General features: G+C 63.6%; 17 protein-coding genes. 6 read left to right on the top strand and 11 right to left on the bottom strand.

Going from position 1 to position 14,566, the window contains the following annotated elements; all coding sequences use genetic code 11:
* Position 1: 1 nt before the first annotated feature.
* The 7 genes from FJ972_RS09345 to FJ972_RS09375 form a co-directional block, all read right to left on the bottom strand.
* Complete coding sequence (locus FJ972_RS09345; RefSeq protein ID WP_181168599.1) at positions 2-325, bottom strand: flagellar hook-basal body complex protein FliE; 324 nt, start codon at positions 323-325, stop codon at positions 2-4.
* Complete coding sequence (flgC, locus tag FJ972_RS09350) at positions 322-738, bottom strand: flagellar basal body rod protein FlgC (RefSeq protein WP_140496213.1); 417 nt, start codon at positions 736-738, stop codon at positions 322-324. Before flgC ends, FJ972_RS09345 begins: the two co-directional genes overlap by 4 nt.
* Before the next feature lie 2 nt (positions 739-740).
* A complete protein-coding gene (gene flgB / locus FJ972_RS09355) occupies positions 741-1,121 on the bottom strand; it encodes a flagellar basal body rod protein FlgB (protein ID WP_140496212.1) in 381 nt (126 codons plus the stop codon).
* An 86-nt stretch (positions 1,122-1,207) separates the two neighbouring features.
* Positions 1,208-1,867: a hypothetical protein gene (locus FJ972_RS09360; RefSeq protein WP_140522320.1), complete on the bottom strand. Its 660-nt coding sequence runs from the start codon at positions 1,865-1,867 to the stop codon at positions 1,208-1,210.
* Complete coding sequence (fliI, locus tag FJ972_RS09365; RefSeq protein WP_140513634.1) at positions 1,848-3,245, bottom strand: flagellar protein export ATPase FliI; 1,398 nt, start codon at positions 3,243-3,245, stop codon at positions 1,848-1,850. The genes FJ972_RS09360 and fliI overlap by 20 nt, the downstream gene beginning before the upstream one ends.
* 1 nt (position 3,246) lies before the next feature.
* Positions 3,247-3,969: a flagellar basal-body rod protein FlgF gene (flgF, locus tag FJ972_RS09370; RefSeq protein ID WP_140513633.1), complete on the bottom strand. Its 723-nt coding sequence runs from the start codon at positions 3,967-3,969 to the stop codon at positions 3,247-3,249.
* Positions 3,970-3,971: 2 nt separating this feature from the next.
* Positions 3,972-5,783: a DUF1217 domain-containing protein gene (locus FJ972_RS09375; RefSeq protein WP_140522319.1), complete on the bottom strand. Its 1,812-nt coding sequence runs from the start codon at positions 5,781-5,783 to the stop codon at positions 3,972-3,974.
* Between the two features lie 157 nt (positions 5,784-5,940).
* On the opposite strand from FJ972_RS09375, the gene motA reads away from it, so the two are divergent.
* The 6 genes from motA to FJ972_RS09405 are packed head-to-tail and all read left to right on the top strand — an operon-like array spanning position 5,941 to position 10,780.
* Complete coding sequence (gene motA, locus FJ972_RS09380; protein ID WP_140496207.1) at positions 5,941-6,816, top strand: flagellar motor stator protein MotA; 876 nt, start codon at positions 5,941-5,943, stop codon at positions 6,814-6,816.
* A gap of 32 nt (positions 6,817-6,848) precedes the next feature.
* Positions 6,849-7,796 carry a FliM/FliN family flagellar motor switch protein gene (locus FJ972_RS09385; RefSeq protein ID WP_140522317.1) on the top strand — a complete coding sequence of 316 codons (948 nt, stop codon included), beginning with the start codon at positions 6,849-6,851 and terminating at the stop codon, positions 7,794-7,796.
* Between the two features lie 17 nt (positions 7,797-7,813).
* Positions 7,814-8,200 carry a flagellar motor switch protein FliN gene (gene fliN, locus FJ972_RS09390; RefSeq protein WP_140496205.1) on the top strand — a complete coding sequence of 129 codons (387 nt, stop codon included), beginning with the start codon at positions 7,814-7,816 and terminating at the stop codon, positions 8,198-8,200.
* Between the two features lie 43 nt (positions 8,201-8,243).
* Complete coding sequence (locus tag FJ972_RS09395) at positions 8,244-9,257, top strand: flagellar motor switch protein FliG (protein ID WP_140522315.1); 1,014 nt, start codon at positions 8,244-8,246, stop codon at positions 9,255-9,257.
* 9 nt (positions 9,258-9,266) lie between these two features.
* Entirely contained in the window at positions 9,267-10,349 is a 1,083-nt protein-coding gene (gene flhB / locus FJ972_RS09400; protein WP_140522313.1) for a flagellar biosynthesis protein FlhB, read from the top strand.
* Positions 10,346-10,780, top strand: a complete 435-nt coding sequence (locus FJ972_RS09405; protein WP_140496202.1) for a hypothetical protein — start codon at positions 10,346-10,348, stop codon at positions 10,778-10,780. Before flhB ends, FJ972_RS09405 begins: the two co-directional genes overlap by 4 nt.
* Here FJ972_RS09405 and FJ972_RS09410 read toward each other — a convergent pair whose 3' ends face one another.
* From FJ972_RS09410 to FJ972_RS09425, 4 genes are all read right to left on the bottom strand, one after another.
* Positions 10,781-11,551 (bottom strand): helix-turn-helix transcriptional regulator, encoded by a 771-nt coding sequence (locus FJ972_RS09410; protein WP_140513628.1) that lies wholly within the window; start codon positions 11,549-11,551, stop codon positions 10,781-10,783.
* A complete protein-coding gene (locus FJ972_RS09415; RefSeq protein WP_140496200.1) occupies positions 11,548-12,258 on the bottom strand; it encodes a helix-turn-helix transcriptional regulator in 711 nt (236 codons plus the stop codon). Before FJ972_RS09415 ends, FJ972_RS09410 begins: the two co-directional genes overlap by 4 nt.
* Positions 12,259-12,734: 476 nt before the next feature.
* Positions 12,735-13,766, bottom strand: a complete 1,032-nt coding sequence (locus FJ972_RS09420; protein WP_140513627.1) for a histone deacetylase family protein — start codon at positions 13,764-13,766, stop codon at positions 12,735-12,737.
* A 23-nt stretch (positions 13,767-13,789) separates the two neighbouring features.
* A complete protein-coding gene (locus FJ972_RS09425) occupies positions 13,790-14,443 on the bottom strand; it encodes a TetR/AcrR family transcriptional regulator (RefSeq protein ID WP_140522311.1) in 654 nt (217 codons plus the stop codon).
* Between the last annotated feature and the right edge of the window lie 123 nt (positions 14,444-14,566).

Raw genomic sequence — 14,566 nt, forward strand, 5'->3', positions numbered from 1 at the left:
CTCAGATGCCCATGCGGCTGACTTCGAGATAGGCCGAGACGACCTTGTCGCGGATGGCGACGGCGGTCTGCAGCGCCTGCTGGGCGCTCATCACGGCATCGACGACCTGGCGGGTGTCGGCGTCGCCCTTGAGCGCCTGGACCGAGACCTGCTCGGCGTTCTGCAGCGTGTTGACGGTCTTTGTGGCCGCCTGGCTCAGCGCCTCGGCGAAGGAGGTGCCGAGGTTGCCTGCGGTCGCGGGCGCAACGCCGCCCTGAAGCAGCTCAGTCGCCGTGTCGCCAAGTCCAGGCTTCAGGTTTAGCGCGCCGATGCCGTTCACGATCATTGGTTCCTCATCAGGTCGATGGTCATTGAAATGAGATCGCGCGCCTGCTTCACGACTTGCAGGTTGGCCTCGTAGGAGCGGTTGGCCTCGGTCATGTCGGCCATTTCGATCAGCACGTTGACGTTGGGCATCTTGACGTAGCCCTTGTCGTCGGCGGCCTCGTTGCCGGGCTGGAATTCCACGGGAAAATCGCTGGGATCGCGGTCGATCGAGTTCACTTCGACCGTTGAGCTGCCAGTGGTCCGGTCGAGCTCCGAGACGAAGCTGATGGTCTTGCGGCGATAGGGGTCGGAGCCGGGGGTGGTGCCGGTCGACTGGGCATTGGCGAGGTTTTCGGAAACCACGCGCAGCCGCTCCGACTGGGCGCCGAGGCCGGAGGCTGCTACTTTGAGGGCTGCTGTGAGCGCGTCCATGGTCAGCTCTTCACCGCCATCATCATCATCGAATGGAATGCCTTGACGATTGCCGTGTTGAGCTCGAAGGAGCGGCGCACCTCACCGGCCTTGAGAAGCTGGTCCTCGAGCACGACGGTGTTTTTGGACGGCATGACGACGCCGTCGTCTTCCTGTGGCTTGATCGCGAAACCGGCATTGGTCGCGGCGCTGCCGAGATGTCCGGCCTGTGTCGTCTGCAACGACACCGCCGCGCGGTCGAGCACCTTTTCGAACGGCTCGACATCGTTTGCCGTATAGCCCGGCGTGTTGGCGTTGGCGATGTTGCCGGCGACCGCCGACTGACGCACGGCCAGCCATTGCGCCTGCTTGGCGGCGAGATCGAAAAGAGAAACGGGCTCCATGGGAATCTCCGGGCGTGTGCCCAAAGACTAGGCCGCCAGTCTTGCGCGGACCTTGCGGGCGGACGCAACCGGCAAGCGCGGCGAACTTATCTGGAAAGCTCGATCACCTGGTTGGCGCTGGTGACCATCACCCATTTGCCGTTGCGTTGCTCGATCGACGACACCTTGTTGGAATCCGGCAGTATCGAGCCGCGCTGGACCATCCACAGCCCGGTGTCGTCCTCGATCATGGCGCGGCCATTGGCGACGTGGACCATGCGGAATTTGGTGACGTCGGCCGGAAAGGGCTGGTCATCTGGTGCCGGGGCGGCGCTGGGATCGTCCTGCACGGTTCCGGTGGCAAGCAGGTCGATATTGGCATTCGGAACGTCCTTGGCCGTCAGCGGCGCGCTGCGCTCGGCAACCACGCCGCCGCCCTCGCGTCCAGAATTGGTGCCGGTGCCGCCGAACTTGATTGCCTGGACGCCGAACTGTTCCTGATTGAAGAAGATATACCAGGGGAACAGCGCGCAGATCAGGCCGAGCGTGATGCCGAGCGCGGCGATGACGAAATCGCTGCGCCGGCCGGCCTTCTTGCCCAGCCTGGGAAACGCGGTCTTGGGCGGCTGCGGCCATTGCGGGGCGGCGAAGAGCCCGTCGATGGCCGAGTTGCGGCTGGCTTCGATCTCTTCTTCGGCTTTCGCCTCGGCGATCATTTCGCGCAGGATACGCTCGGTATGCTGGAGCTCAGTCCCCTTGTTCGGCATTCTGCTTTCCCTTGAGATGGCGGGCGAGATCGGAGAACGGATCAGCGGACGGGCGGTCCTTCGGCGATTGCATCAGCGCCTCGTAGATCAGGGGTACCTGGCGCACCGCCATATCGAGTTCCACGTCGGCGCCGCCCTGGTAGGCGCCGAGCAGGCGGATGTCGCGCGTGTCCTCGAAGCGGGAGATCATCGACTTCAGCCGCGTCACCAGCGCGCGCTGCTCGACGCTCCAGGCCTTGCCGGCCAGGCGTGATATGGACGACAGCGGATTGACCGGCGGATAGCGGCCCTGTTCGGCGATCGCGCGGTCGAGCACGACATGGCCGTCAAGGATGCCGCGCACGGAATCGGCCACCGGATCGTTGTGGTCGTCGCCGTCGACCAGCACGGAAATGATCGCGGTGATCGATCCTTTCCCTTCCACTCCCGGCCCGGCGCGTTCGAGCAGCTTCGGCAGCTCGGTGAAAACCGAAGCCGGATAGCCGCGCGCGACCGGCGGCTCACCCGTTCCCGTCGCCACTTCGCGCAGGGCGTGGGCAAAGCGGGTGATCGAATCCAGCACCAGAAGCACGCGGTGGCCCTGGTCGCGAAAATGTTCGGCGACACGCATCGCGGTGTCCGGCGCCCGCCGGCGCATCATGGCGCTTTCGTCGCTGGTGGCGACGACGGCTACGGTCTTGGCCATGCTGTCGCCGATCGTGTCCTCGAGGAATTCGCGGACCTCGCGGCCGCGTTCGCCGATCAGCGCCACGACCACGGTGTCGAAGGCGTCTGCGCCGGCGAGCATGGCCAGCAGCGTCGACTTGCCGACACCGGAACCGGCAAAGACGCCCATGCGCTGGCCGAAACAGAGCGGCGTGAAAATGTCGATGATCTTGACCCCGGTCATGAAGGCGGTGCCGACGCGCTGGCGCGCCATGGCGCCGGGCGTGGCGGCCCCGGACATGCCGTCGCCCCTGATCAATGGCGGGCCACCGTCGATCGCCCGGGTGAGCGCGTCGATCGTGCGGCCGCGCCACGAAGCATGCGGCGCCACGGCGAGCGGACCGCGACGGAAAACGGCGTCGCCTATGCCGGCATCGGCACTGCGTTCGAAGGGGGCCACGACAATCTCGTCGCGGCTGATCTTGACGATCTCGCCGCGGCGCGTGCCGGCATGGCCGCGCTGTTCGACAAGATCGCCCAGCCTGGCGAAATCCGAAAGGCCGCGCACCTTGTAATGCGTCGATGTGACTTCGGTGACGAGGCCGCCGCGTTTGAGCAGTCCCTCGGCATCGCTGAAGCGCCGCCATATCCGCTCCAGCGCGGCAAGCCGGTCTTCCGGCGTTGGCTGGGGCAGTCTTTCGGGTGCGCGCAGGGTTGGCTGGTCGAGCGACATGCTACTTCGAGCCGAGCGTCTTGATCGCCTCGTCGGTGGAGGAGTCAGTCTGCCGCATCAGGGCGGCGGTGTTCTCGAAAGCGCGCTGGACCATGATCAGCCGCGTCATCTCCAGCACCGGATTGACGTTGGATTCCTCGACAAAGCCCTGGGCGACGCCGATATCGGCTCGATCGGTCACCGGCTCGGGCGTGCGCGCCGGCACGATGCCGGAATTGCCGTAGCGCACGAAATTCTCACCCGGATCGAAATTGTACAGGCCGATGGAGCCTACCAGCTGATCGTTCTGGCGCAACGATCCGTCGGCTCCGGCCTTGGGCGGGCCGTTGCGGGGGTCGAGCTGGATCGGTGCGCCGCCGGCGTCGAGCACGGGATGGCCCTCGACCGACATCAGCTCGCCATTCTCGTTCATCGAGAAGCGGCCATCGCGGGTCATGACGGTGCCGACCGGCGTCTCGATGGCGAACCAGGCGTCGCCCTGTATGGCGAAATCGAACGGATTGCCGGTCTCGGTCAGGGAGCCATGGGCGCCGGAAAGGTAGGTCTTGCCCGAGGAGGCGAAGGACACGGATTTCGGCCCGGTGCCGGACACCACGTCCTCGAACTTCACGCCGGTGGCGCGAAAGCCGACGGTCGAGGCGTTGGCGACATTGTCGGCGATCGTGTCGAGCCGACGCTCGAGCGCGATCTGCGAGGAAAGGGCGACGTAGAGACTGTCCCGCATGGTCAGAACTTCAACTTCTGCATGGCCATCATCAGGTCGGTGGAGATCCCCGCCGTGACCGGCTTGGCGAAGAGCACGCTGATCGACGACACGGCTGAAGAGGTCGGGTGGTTGATCTCGTACATGGAGGTGAAGCGGGTCAGGAACTTGCCGAGCTTTTCGGGGTCGGAGAAATCAGAAATGTCGAGCTTCTGCTCGAACAGCTGCGCCTGCTTGTCGACGTCGGCGGTGGCGAAGGAATCGGGCAAGCCGAGCACTGTGCGCACCACGCTGGCAAGAGCGGTGTCGGCGAGCACATCGTACCAGCTGGTGATATCAGGCGCCTTGCGCTGGAAATAGAGCGCCAGCCGTACGCCCTCGTTGGTTTGGCCGGCATCCTCCTCCAGCGTCTGGCGCATGTATTTGTCGACGGTCGGCTGCTGTGCCGGATTGGTCGTGGTGGCCGCTTCGCCGTATTGTTCGAAGTTGAAGGCGGAGGCGAGCCCGGCATAGGCTTTGTTGGTCATCTTGTTGGCGACGCTGTCGGGGTCGCGGACGCCACCGGCCAGAACGCTGCGGATGAGATCCTTCCTCTCTGTCGCCGGATCGAGCGCGTAGGCCGAGAGGGCATAATTGTACAAGCGGCTGTTGGCCATCAGATCGTCGATGGATTTCACGTTCGTGATGTTGGCCAGATAATATGCGGTCTCCGACTTGATGTAGTCCGCATTTGGCTTGATCAGGCCAAGCGCCGACCCTGTCGTGTAGATTTTCGGCGTATCTTTCAGCACTGCGTCGCGCGTGGTCGTCTGATCGCCATATTGGGCAAAATCGAAGGCCGTGACGAAGTTGGCGTATCGTTTATCGGTCAGCTTGTTTGCAGGGCTGTTGGGATCGCTCACGCCGCCCTCGAGCATGGCGCGGATCTGCCGCGGGGTTTCGGTTGACGCATCCAGTCCATAGGACGCCATGGCGAATGTAAGCAGGCGCTTGTCCGCCATGAGGTCGTCAATCGACTTCACCTTGGAAACGTTTGCCGCGTAGTAGTCGGCCTCGCCCTTGACGTACTGCGCGCTCGGCTTGACCAACGTCAGCCCGGCTCCGGCCATGTAGCCCTTAGGCACCGCCTGCTGGACGTTGTCGCGCGTGGTCGTCTGATCGCCATACTGGGCGAAGTCGAACCTCGAGACGAAGTTGGCGTAACTCTTGTCGGTCAGCTTGTTGGCGGGACTGTTGGGATCGCTGACGCCACCTTCGAGCATCGCCCTGACCGTTGCGGCCGGTTCGGTTTCGGCGTCGAGCCCGAATGCGGCCATCGCGTATGTCAGCAGGCGGCTGTCGCCCATCAGGTCGTCGATCGACTTAACCTTGGAGATGTTGGTGACATAATAGGCGGTTTCGCTCTGATAGTAAGAGAAGCCCGCCTGCGAGGCGCCGATCTGGACTTGCAGCGCATAGTTGCCGGTCACCAGCTGCTGCGCCTTGTTGTAAACGGTGGTATTGGCGCCGTTGGCTGCGAAGTTGAAGGCGCTGACAAATTCGGCGTAGCGCTTGTCGGTCAGCTTGTTGGCGAAACTGTCGGGGTCGGAAACGCCTTCCTTGAGCGCCTTGACCATGAACGCCTTGGCGTAAGCCATGTCTTCCAGGCCGTAGGCCTTCATGGCATATTTGAACAAACGGTCATTGTTGACGAAATCGTCGATCGATTTCACCTTGGTGATGTTGTCCAGATAATATTTGGTGTCGCGATCGACCGTCGGCTGCTTTTCGATGCGGTCGATCGACTTGTCGATGTCCCTGGTGATCAACTGGTAGCTGGTATAGGTACTGAGCAAGGACGCGCCTCCGGCCGAAGCTATGCCAGCACAATAGACTCACTTCCTTGCGCGAAACTGAATCGCGCCAATCGGCTCGATGCCGCTCCGATTCAAGCCTCACACAAGGCACGGGGACTATTCCTTGCAGCTGACTTGAAATGCGGAAGGACCTCTCGTGGGCATTCTGATTGGACTGGTGGTGACGCTCGGCTGCGTCCTTGGCGGCTTCATGGCCATGGGCGGGCATCTGCATGTGCTGATGCAGCCCTGGGAAGCGGTGGTTATCTGCGGCGCCGCACTCGGCACCTTCCTCGTCGCCAATCCGATGAAAACGGTCAAGGACACCGGCAGGGGCATCCTCGAAGCCTTCAAGCAGGCCGTGCCGAAGGAGCAGGATTATCTGGAAACGCTCGGCGTGCTGCACAGCCTGATGCGTGAACTGCGTTCGAAGTCGCGCAGCGAGGTCGAGGCCCATATCGACAATCCCGAGGAATCGGCGATCTTCCAGGCATTCCCCACCGTGCTGAAGAACCACGACCTGACGCATTTCATCTGCGACTATTGCCGGATCATCATCATCGGCAACGCCCGTTCGCACGAGATCGAGGCGCTGATGGATGAGGAAATCCAGACCATCAAGTCCGACAAGATGAAAGCCTACCACGCGCTGGTGGCGGTCGGCGACGGCCTGCCGGCGCTCGGCATCGTCGCCGCCGTGCTCGGCGTGGTCAAGGCGATGGGCGCGCTCGACCAGTCGCCGGAAATCCTTGGCGGCCTGATCGGCGCCGCCCTCGTCGGTACCTTCCTCGGCATCTTCCTGTCTTACGCGGTGGTCGGGCCCGTCGCCACCAAGATCAAGACGGTGCGCGAGAAGAAGAACCGCCTCTACATTATCGTCAAGCAGACGTTGCTCGCCTATATGAACGGCGCCCTGCCGCAGGTGGCGATCGAGTTCGGCCGCAAGACCATATCGTCCTATGAGCGGCCGACCATCGACGCCGTCGAGCAGAGCACGATGAACACCGGCTCCGCCGAGAAAAGGGCCGCCTGAGCGATGCGCGACAGATCGGTGCCGACATTGTCATGACCAGTCCCGGCAGTCCCTCACAAGCGCGCTCGCTGATCATCGAGCGCCTGGTCGGCGACAGCGGCGAGGCCGCCCAGGTCATCGGCACCGGCCGGGGCATGGCAGAGCGCGCTGCGCCGCTGCTGCAGAAGAGCCTGACCAGTGAGCTTGGAGTTCCGGTCACCGTCGATCTCAGGGGCGTCGAGGTCAGCCGCGTCGCGGAGGCCCGCTCCCGTGCCGGCGATACGTTTGCCATGACCATCGTTGCGTCAGCCACGTCCTCCGATGCCATGACCCTGGTGATCGATGCGCCGGCGATCGCGGTCACGCTTTGCACGCTGTTCGGCGGCGACCCGGAGATGCCGGCATCGCCGATAGAGCGTGATCTGTCGCAGATCGAGGTCGATGTTTCGACCATGGTGTTCCAGCAGGTCGCGCAGGCACTGAACGGATCGGGGCGACGGTCGCTCGACCTGCGCCTGCCAGTGCCGCGGGCGATGTCGGGCACCGAAGCCAAACGACACGTGTTGCGCGATGGCGCTGCAATCCGCATCGTCTTTGGCATCTCGACGCCGGCCGACAGCGGCACCGTCACGGTTACGATGCCGCAGCGTGTCGTGCTGGCCAGCCGGGACAGCGCTGCCGCCGGCGGGGAGAACGATCAGGGCGCCAGCTGGCGCGCGCGCTTTTCGGAAGAAGTGATGCGCTCCACGGTGGCGCTCGAGGCGACCATGCCGCTGGCCCGACTGACGCTCGGCGATCTTGCCGATTTCGAAATTGGCCAGATCATCGAATTCGAAGAAACGGCGCAATCGCAAGCGCGTCTCGGCGCGCGCGGCAAGACGCTGTTCGTATGCGAGTTCGGCAAGCTGGGACAGAATTACACCGTCCGGATCAAGCATCCCTATGATGCCGGACAGGATTTTATCGACGGGCTCATGCCGGCTGGTGCCGGGCACGCCTGAGCTTTTGGAGACGATGCATGGCCAAGACCAAGGCAGAAGCCGAAATCGACCAGCCGGACGAGCAGCTCGACCGCGCCATCGAGGAATTGCGCGGGGTTCTGCATGAAGAGGAACAGCGCCCCGATATTGCGTTCAAGGCCGCGTCCGCTGCCAATTCGAGCGTCATCATGAATATCCCCGTCGACGTCCAGATCATCCTCGGCAGCACCGAGATGCCGGTGTCCGACCTGATGGCGCTGCAGAAGGGCTCCACGGTGGCGCTCAACCGCCGCATCGGCGAACCGGTCGACGTGGTGGTCAACGGCCGCAGAATAGCGCGCGGCGAGATCACCGTGCTCGAAAGCGACCCGTCGCGCTTCGGCATCAGGCTGACCGAAATCATCGCCGGCACGAAGGGCGCGTGAAGATGCGTCGCGGGTCTTGCCGGCGGCAGCGGGAGCGAAAGGCATGACGACGTCCCTTTCCCTGACGCGTCCGCAGAAGGCGGCCGCCATACTGGTGGCGATGGGCAAGCCGTCGGCCAGCCGCCTCTTGAAATTCTTCAAGCAGGAGGAATTGAAGGCGCTTATCGAGGGCGCCCGGCTGCTCAGGACCATTCCGCAAGGCGATCTCGAGCGCATCGTCGCCGAGTTCGAGGCGGAGTTCACCGAAGGGGCGGGACTGCTCGATTCCGCCGACAGGATGGACACCATCCTCAATGAATCGCTGTCACCGGAAGAGATGAGCGCGATCATGGGTGACAAGAAATTCGAGGTTGCGCCGGAAGGTCCGCCGCCGATCTGGCCCGAGCTCGAGAAGCTCGAGCCGGTGCGGCTTGGTACTTTCCTGGCCGGTGAACATCCGCAGACTGCGGCCATGGTGCTGTCGAAGCTGGCGCCGCAGGCGGCGGCGAGCGTGCTGTTGACGTTGAGCAAGCTGACGCGCGGCGAGATCATCAAGCGCATGGTGACGATGGCCAATGTTCCCGACGCCGCCAGCAGGATCGTCGAAAACCGGCTGCGCACCAGCGTGCTGGCGGAAACCGCGACCAAGGATACATCGGCCGGACAGGCGCGCGTCGCCAGCGTTCTCAACGAATTGGACAAGCCGCTGCTCGAGGAGGTCATGCAGGACCTGGAGGCCGCCGGCACGCCCGATCTCGACGGCGTCCGGGCTCGGCTGTTCGCCTTCGACGATTTGCCGCTGCTTACCCAGAAAGCGCGCGTGCTTCTATTCGACGGGCTGTCCACCGAACTGGTCACGCTGGCGCTGCGCGGCACTTCGGCGATCCTTGCCGAAGCGGCGCTGTCGGCGATCGGCGCGCGCTCGCGGCGCATGATCGAAGCCGAACTCGGACAAGGATCCGAAGGGGTCCCCCTCGCCGACATCATGGCGGCGCGCAAGACGATCGTGACGACGACAATCCGGCTGGCGCGCGAAGGCGCGTTCGAGCTTCCCGCGACCCAGAACGCCGCCGCCTAAGGCCGGATCATGGCAGAGGCGGTCGACAAGGATTCCAAAACCGAAGAAGCGACGGAAAAGAAGATCCGCGACACCATCGAACAGGGCAAGCTGCCTCATTCGAGGGAGACCGCGCTCCTGGCCTCCTTCGTCGCCATACTGGTGTTCACCGTCTTCTACGCCAAGGATGCCATTGTCGATCTCGGCATGTTCCTGTCGATGTTCCTGGAGAAGCCGGAAGCCTGGCCCATGGACACCGAGACCGACGTCATCGCGCTCTACAAGATCGTCATGCTGGAGGTGGGCCGTGCCATCCTCAGCCTGCTGGTGCTCCTGACCATCGCCGGCATCGGCGCCTCGGTGTTCCAGAACATGCCGCAATTCGTCGGCGAACGCATCAGGCCGCAGCTGTCGCGCATCTCGATCGTCAAGGGCTGGAACAGGCTGTTCGGGGTGCAGGGCTGGGTCGAGTTCCTGAAGGCGCTCGGCAAGGTGGGCTTCGCCATCGTCGTGCTCGCCTTCACGCTGTCCGAGGATCACCGCAAGCTGCTCGCCGGCATGATCACCAATCCCGTCGCCTTCGGCCTCGTCATCCGCGGCATCGCGGTCGACATACTGGTGGCGATCGTCTTCGTCATGGGCCTGATCGCGGCGATCGACATCGTTTGGTCGCGCTTCCACTGGAAGCAGGACCTGCGCATGAGCAAGCAGGAGGTCAAGGACGAGTTCAAGCAGTCCGAGGGTGACCCGATCGTTAAGTCGCGGCTGCGCTCGCTGGCGCGCGACCGCGCTCGCAAGCGGATGATGACGGCGGTGCCGCGCGCGACGTTGATCATCGCCAACCCGACGCACTTCTCGATCGCGCTGAAATATGTGCGCGACGAGGATTCGGCACCGTTGGTGCTGGCCAAGGGGCAGGATCTGGTGGCGCTCAAGATCCGCGAAATCGCGCGCGAGCACAACATCCCGATCTTCGAGGACGTGGCGCTCGCCCGCTCCATGTACAAGCAAGTTTCGGTCGATAGTGTGATCCCGTCGCAATTCTACCAGGCCGTCGCCGAACTGGTGCGGATCGTCTACTCGAAAAAGGCTGAGCGCAGACAGATTTCATGAACCGCCAACCGCACGCCAACTCCCGCGAGATCATCGTCGCCAGCGCCATCGAGCAAGTCGTGGCGGAGCTCAGGCTGATCGATGTCGCCGATTATATCGCCTTCATCCGGCTGGAGCATTTCGCCTGCCTGTCGGACCTGGTCGATTCCGCGGCGGAGCTGTTCTTCAAGCCGGGCACGCTGAGGCTCGGCCATGGCGGCGAGGCTCATGTCGACTGGAGCGGTAGCCCGCGCATCGTGCTCGATCTCGAGCTTCGGCCGCCCGGCGTCACCGTCTATTTCCAGCTGACGCTGAGCGAAAAAGGCGCCTCGGTCGCGGTCAACTACGTGTCGTTCGAAAAGCCCGGCGAGGACCCCGAGCACAACACCGCCCTGCTCGAGGCGGTGGTCGAACAGGCTCGTATCCGCAAGGTCGAGCCGCTGGCGTTCTAACTATTCGATCAGGCCGAGCCGCAGCGCCTTGGCGACCGCCTGGTTGCGGTTGACGGCGTTGAGCTTCTGGGTCGACTGGGTGAGATACTGGTTGGCAGTATGCACCGACAGTTTCAGCAGCCGCGCTATCTCCTCGCTGGTATTGCCGTTGGCGGTCAGCTTCAGGCATTCGAGCTCGCGTTTGGAGATCGCGCGCGTCTTGCCGACATCGCCCGGCCGCATGCGGGCGACAGCGGCGAACAGCGAAAAGCAACGGGCGTGGATTTCATAGAGCGCGTCCTGCGGCAGGGCGATCTCCGAGCCGAGGAAGACGACGAGGCCGCACTGGCCGCGATCGGCGTGGACGGGAAAGGCGATGCCGCTGCTGCCGGGCGCCAGCGGCGCCATCTGCTCGGTCCAGGCAAGGCCGCCGAACATCTCGCTCATGGCCGCCACACCGTCATCCGTCCACCAGCGCGGTTCGGTCGAGATCCTGCTATGGCGCACGATCTCCTCGCCATTGGCGCCCGAGATGAACTTGGTCGCCACCGATATGCCGGGATAGTCGGAATCGAAGCACGGCACCAGCCGCGCCCGCTCGAGCGACGGGCTGACGAAGAACAGGCCGAAGGCCGAGGCATTGATGTCGACGGCGATCCACCGGCAGCGCCGCACAGCATCGGGAATGGTCACGGCGTGATGCGTTTCGGAGCCGAGCGAGAAGGCACCGAACGGATTGCGCTGGTCGTTGAAAAGGGCCTCGGCGGCCTGCTTGACGTCGGCCTGTTTCAAATGATGCCGCTCCTGATCGCCGTGGCGATGGCCATCGCGCGGTTGCTGGCCGCGAATTTCTGGATGGCGTGGGTGATGTAGCTGTTGACGGTGTTGGAGGACACGCCAAGGATGACGGCAACCTCGTCCGTGGTCTTGCCTTCCGAGACCCAGAACAGGCATTCGCGCTCGCGGTCCGACAGCGGATCCTGCATGGCGGCGGCGGCGATCAGTTGCGGAATATGCGAGAGCGCGTAGCAGCACTTCAGCTGCGCCTTCATCAGCGCTGGCTGGTCGATCCGGCCGGCGGCTGCCGCCGAGAACAGCGCGAACAGGCGTTGGCGGCCGACATTCAGCCTGAGCGAATAGATCTCGGCGTGGCCGAGCACGTCGAGCAGACGTGCCTCTTCGCCGGAGACCAGCCCCTCGGCCTGTGGTGCCTGCGCCGACACCAGCGGCCTTGGACGCATGCCCGGCGCGACGGTGAGCGCGCCCTGGGCAAGGCCAGCGATCAGCCGCTTGCCGATCAGTTCGATGGCGTCGAAAATCCAATTGGACGAGACGATGCGCGCGTCGTTGCGGTCCTGATCGTGGACGATGGCGACCAGCATATAGCTGTCGGCACCGATCTCGGCGGTCAACTCCATGAAAAAGCTGGTGAGATCGCCGCGCGACGTCAGGCGCGAGCCCAATGTGTCGGATTGAAGAAGCGCGGCGGGACTGCTCATTGCTGTTTTTGGCCGGAATCGATGCTGATGTCCGGATGCTGGAGAGCCAGCCGCCGAACCTGAAAACGCGTTACATTTACGAGACACACACAAGCGCGGGGTCGCGCCCGATCAGACGGAATCCATTCAGGGAACGCGAAGCCGTCCGCGTCTGGCGCCAGAAAATTCCGGCACTTGAGACTTTGGGTGGTCGCCGCGCCCCCCGAGGACCGGCTGATTCGGGTCTAATCTACCCGTAGATGAATCTGACATCAAACGCGATTTGACAAAATCGAATCGAGTGGACTCAAGCCGCGACTCAGGAGCCGATTTTCGCGCGTTTCGGTGCGTGGAAATACCCGAGCCATGCAAGCCGGTCTTCTCGGCCGGGGCTGTTTCAGTCGCGCCCACCAAGGGGCTAGAGGATGTCAAAGAGCGGCTGACGCCGCCCTTTTTCGTGGTTTCCCTGAGAGCTGCCGCGCTTCGGGCAGCCGGTGTCACCGGCCCTCGAAGCCGGTCAGCACGCCGACGGCATTGATGCCGATTTCCTCGACGGCGTAGCCGCCTTCCATGACGAACAGCGTCGGCAGGCCGAGCCTGGCGATGCGGCGGCCGATCATGGGATAGTCCGACGACTTCAGCTTGAACTGGCTGATAGGATCCTTCTCGAACGTGTCGACGCCGAGCGAGACGATGACGACGTCTGGAGCGTAGGCGGCGAGCCTGGCGCAGGCGTCTTCCAGCGAGGCGCTCCAGGCGTCCCAGCCGGTGCCGAACGGCATGGGATAGTTGATGTTGAAACCTTCGCCCGCGCCGGCGCCACGCTCGTCGGCATGGCCGAGGAAGAACGGATATTCGACCATCGGGTCGCCGTGCAAATTGAGGACCTGCACGTCGGCGCGGTCGTAGAAGATCTCCTGTGTGCCGTTGCCGTGATGATAGTCGACATCGAGGATCGAGATGCGGCTGGCCCCCTGGTCGCGGAACCACTGCGCGGCAACGGCCGCGTTGTTGATGTAGCAATAGCCGCCCATGAAGCCGGCTCCGGCATGGTGGCCGGGCGGACGGCAGAGCGCGAAGGCGGAGGCTTCGCCGGCCTTGACCAGGCCCGCGGCGGTCAGCGCGACGTCGTAGGAGGACTTGATCGCATCCCATGTTCCTTCGACGAAGGTGGCGCCGCCGTCGAAGGAATAATAGCCGAGCAGGGCGTCGACGCGCTTGGGCGGCACGTCGCCGCGCAGGCCGCGTGTCGGCCAGGTGAAGGGCATGGCTGTGCCTGTGTGGCCCTCGGCGATCCATTGCGGCCAGACCGTCGGCAGGAAATCGACGTAGTCGGCCCTGTGGATGCGCTTGGCGGCGGCAAGATCATGCTCGGCCGGCGCGATGATCGGCCCGAGTTTCTCGCTGTCGACCCGCGCCTTGATGAACTCGGCGCGCGAGGGTTTTTCGAAACCCGGCACGATCGCCGATGTGACCAGTTCCATCTGGCCGGCGTGGCCGGCGTGAAGCGGCGAATAGACAGTCTTCATAAAATTCCTCTCGAAATGCGAAATCAGTCAAGGTTGAGGTAGGGGGTCACCAGAGCGAGCCACATGGTTTCGACATCGTCCTCGATGAGGTCGTATGTCCGGCGATCCCTTTTCAGGCCGACAAGACGGCAGGCGTGTCCGACCTCCATCATCAGCACGCCGAGCCGGTTGGCGACCTTGTCTTCGAGAGCCGGGTTCACGTGCCGCAGCCACGCCGCATAGAGGGCGATGATCTGGTCGTCATACTCGTTCTGGATCGGTCTCAGGTCGGCGTTGCCTGAAATCGCCTCGATCACCGGCATCAGGCTGGCATTGTCGAGATAAAGCCTGGAGGTATCGGTGAAGAGCCTGCGCACCTCCCGCCGAAACTCCTCGCGGTTGGTGGGCGGATCGACCCTGATGCGCCTCGCGATCACTTCGGGAAAGGATGACAGCCAGCGCCGGGCGAGGTCCAGGAGAATGGCTTCCTTGTTGGGAAAGTATTGGTAGACCGAACCGACCGACAGGCCCGCGCGCTGCGCTATGGCGAGCGTCGTCGGCGTCCTTGTCCCTTGCTCGCGGGTCAGGATCAGCGCCGCGTCGAGAATCCGGTCCACCACCTTGCTCGACCGTTGTTGCCGCGGCTGCTTGCGCGGTTCGAGCGCTATCCTGGTTTTGCGATCGAGATTGCGCTTCACGGCTTGATGTCCTCGTTCCCCGCCCGGTCCCAACATCGGGGCGGGGTTATCCACAATACATTGCAAATTCCGCATGTTGACAAACGCGAATGATTAGTCGCATTCTTTTATCCACGCTGCCTT

It is taken from the genome of Mesorhizobium sp. B2-1-1 (genome assembly GCF_006442975.2).
In the GTDB taxonomy this organism is placed as follows: domain Bacteria; phylum Pseudomonadota; class Alphaproteobacteria; order Rhizobiales; family Rhizobiaceae; genus Mesorhizobium.

Bases quoted from the DNA above. Each gene is read 5' to 3' on its own strand.
- FJ972_RS09395 (WP_140522315.1), top strand. From the start codon at position 8,244: ATGACGACGTCCCTTTCCCTGACGCGTCCGCAGAAGGCGGCCGCCATA.
- FJ972_RS09405 (WP_140496202.1), top strand. From the start codon at position 10,346: ATGAACCGCCAACCGCACGCCAACTCCCGCGAGATCATCGTCGCCAGC.
- FJ972_RS09345 (WP_181168599.1), bottom strand. From the start codon at position 325: ATGATCGTGAACGGCATCGGCGCGCTAAACCTGAAGCCTGGACTTGGC.
- flgB (WP_140496212.1), bottom strand. From the start codon at position 1,121: ATGGAGCCCGTTTCTCTTTTCGATCTCGCCGCCAAGCAGGCGCAATGG.
- FJ972_RS09415 (WP_140496200.1), bottom strand. From the start codon at position 12,258: ATGAGCAGTCCCGCCGCGCTTCTTCAATCCGACACATTGGGCTCGCGC.
- fliI (WP_140513634.1), bottom strand. From the start codon at position 3,245: ATGTCGCTCGACCAGCCAACCCTGCGCGCACCCGAAAGACTGCCCCAG.
- FJ972_RS09385 (WP_140522317.1), top strand. From the start codon at position 6,849: ATGACCAGTCCCGGCAGTCCCTCACAAGCGCGCTCGCTGATCATCGAG.
- flgF (WP_140513633.1), bottom strand. From the start codon at position 3,969: ATGCGGGACAGTCTCTACGTCGCCCTTTCCTCGCAGATCGCGCTCGAG.
- FJ972_RS09420 (WP_140513627.1), bottom strand. From the start codon at position 13,766: ATGAAGACTGTCTATTCGCCGCTTCACGCCGGCCACGCCGGCCAGATG.
- flgC (WP_140496213.1), bottom strand. From the start codon at position 738: ATGGACGCGCTCACAGCAGCCCTCAAAGTAGCAGCCTCCGGCCTCGGC.
- flhB (WP_140522313.1), top strand. From the start codon at position 9,267: ATGGCAGAGGCGGTCGACAAGGATTCCAAAACCGAAGAAGCGACGGAA.
- fliN (WP_140496205.1), top strand. From the start codon at position 7,814: ATGGCCAAGACCAAGGCAGAAGCCGAAATCGACCAGCCGGACGAGCAG.
- FJ972_RS09360 (WP_140522320.1), bottom strand. From the start codon at position 1,867: ATGCCGAACAAGGGGACTGAGCTCCAGCATACCGAGCGTATCCTGCGC.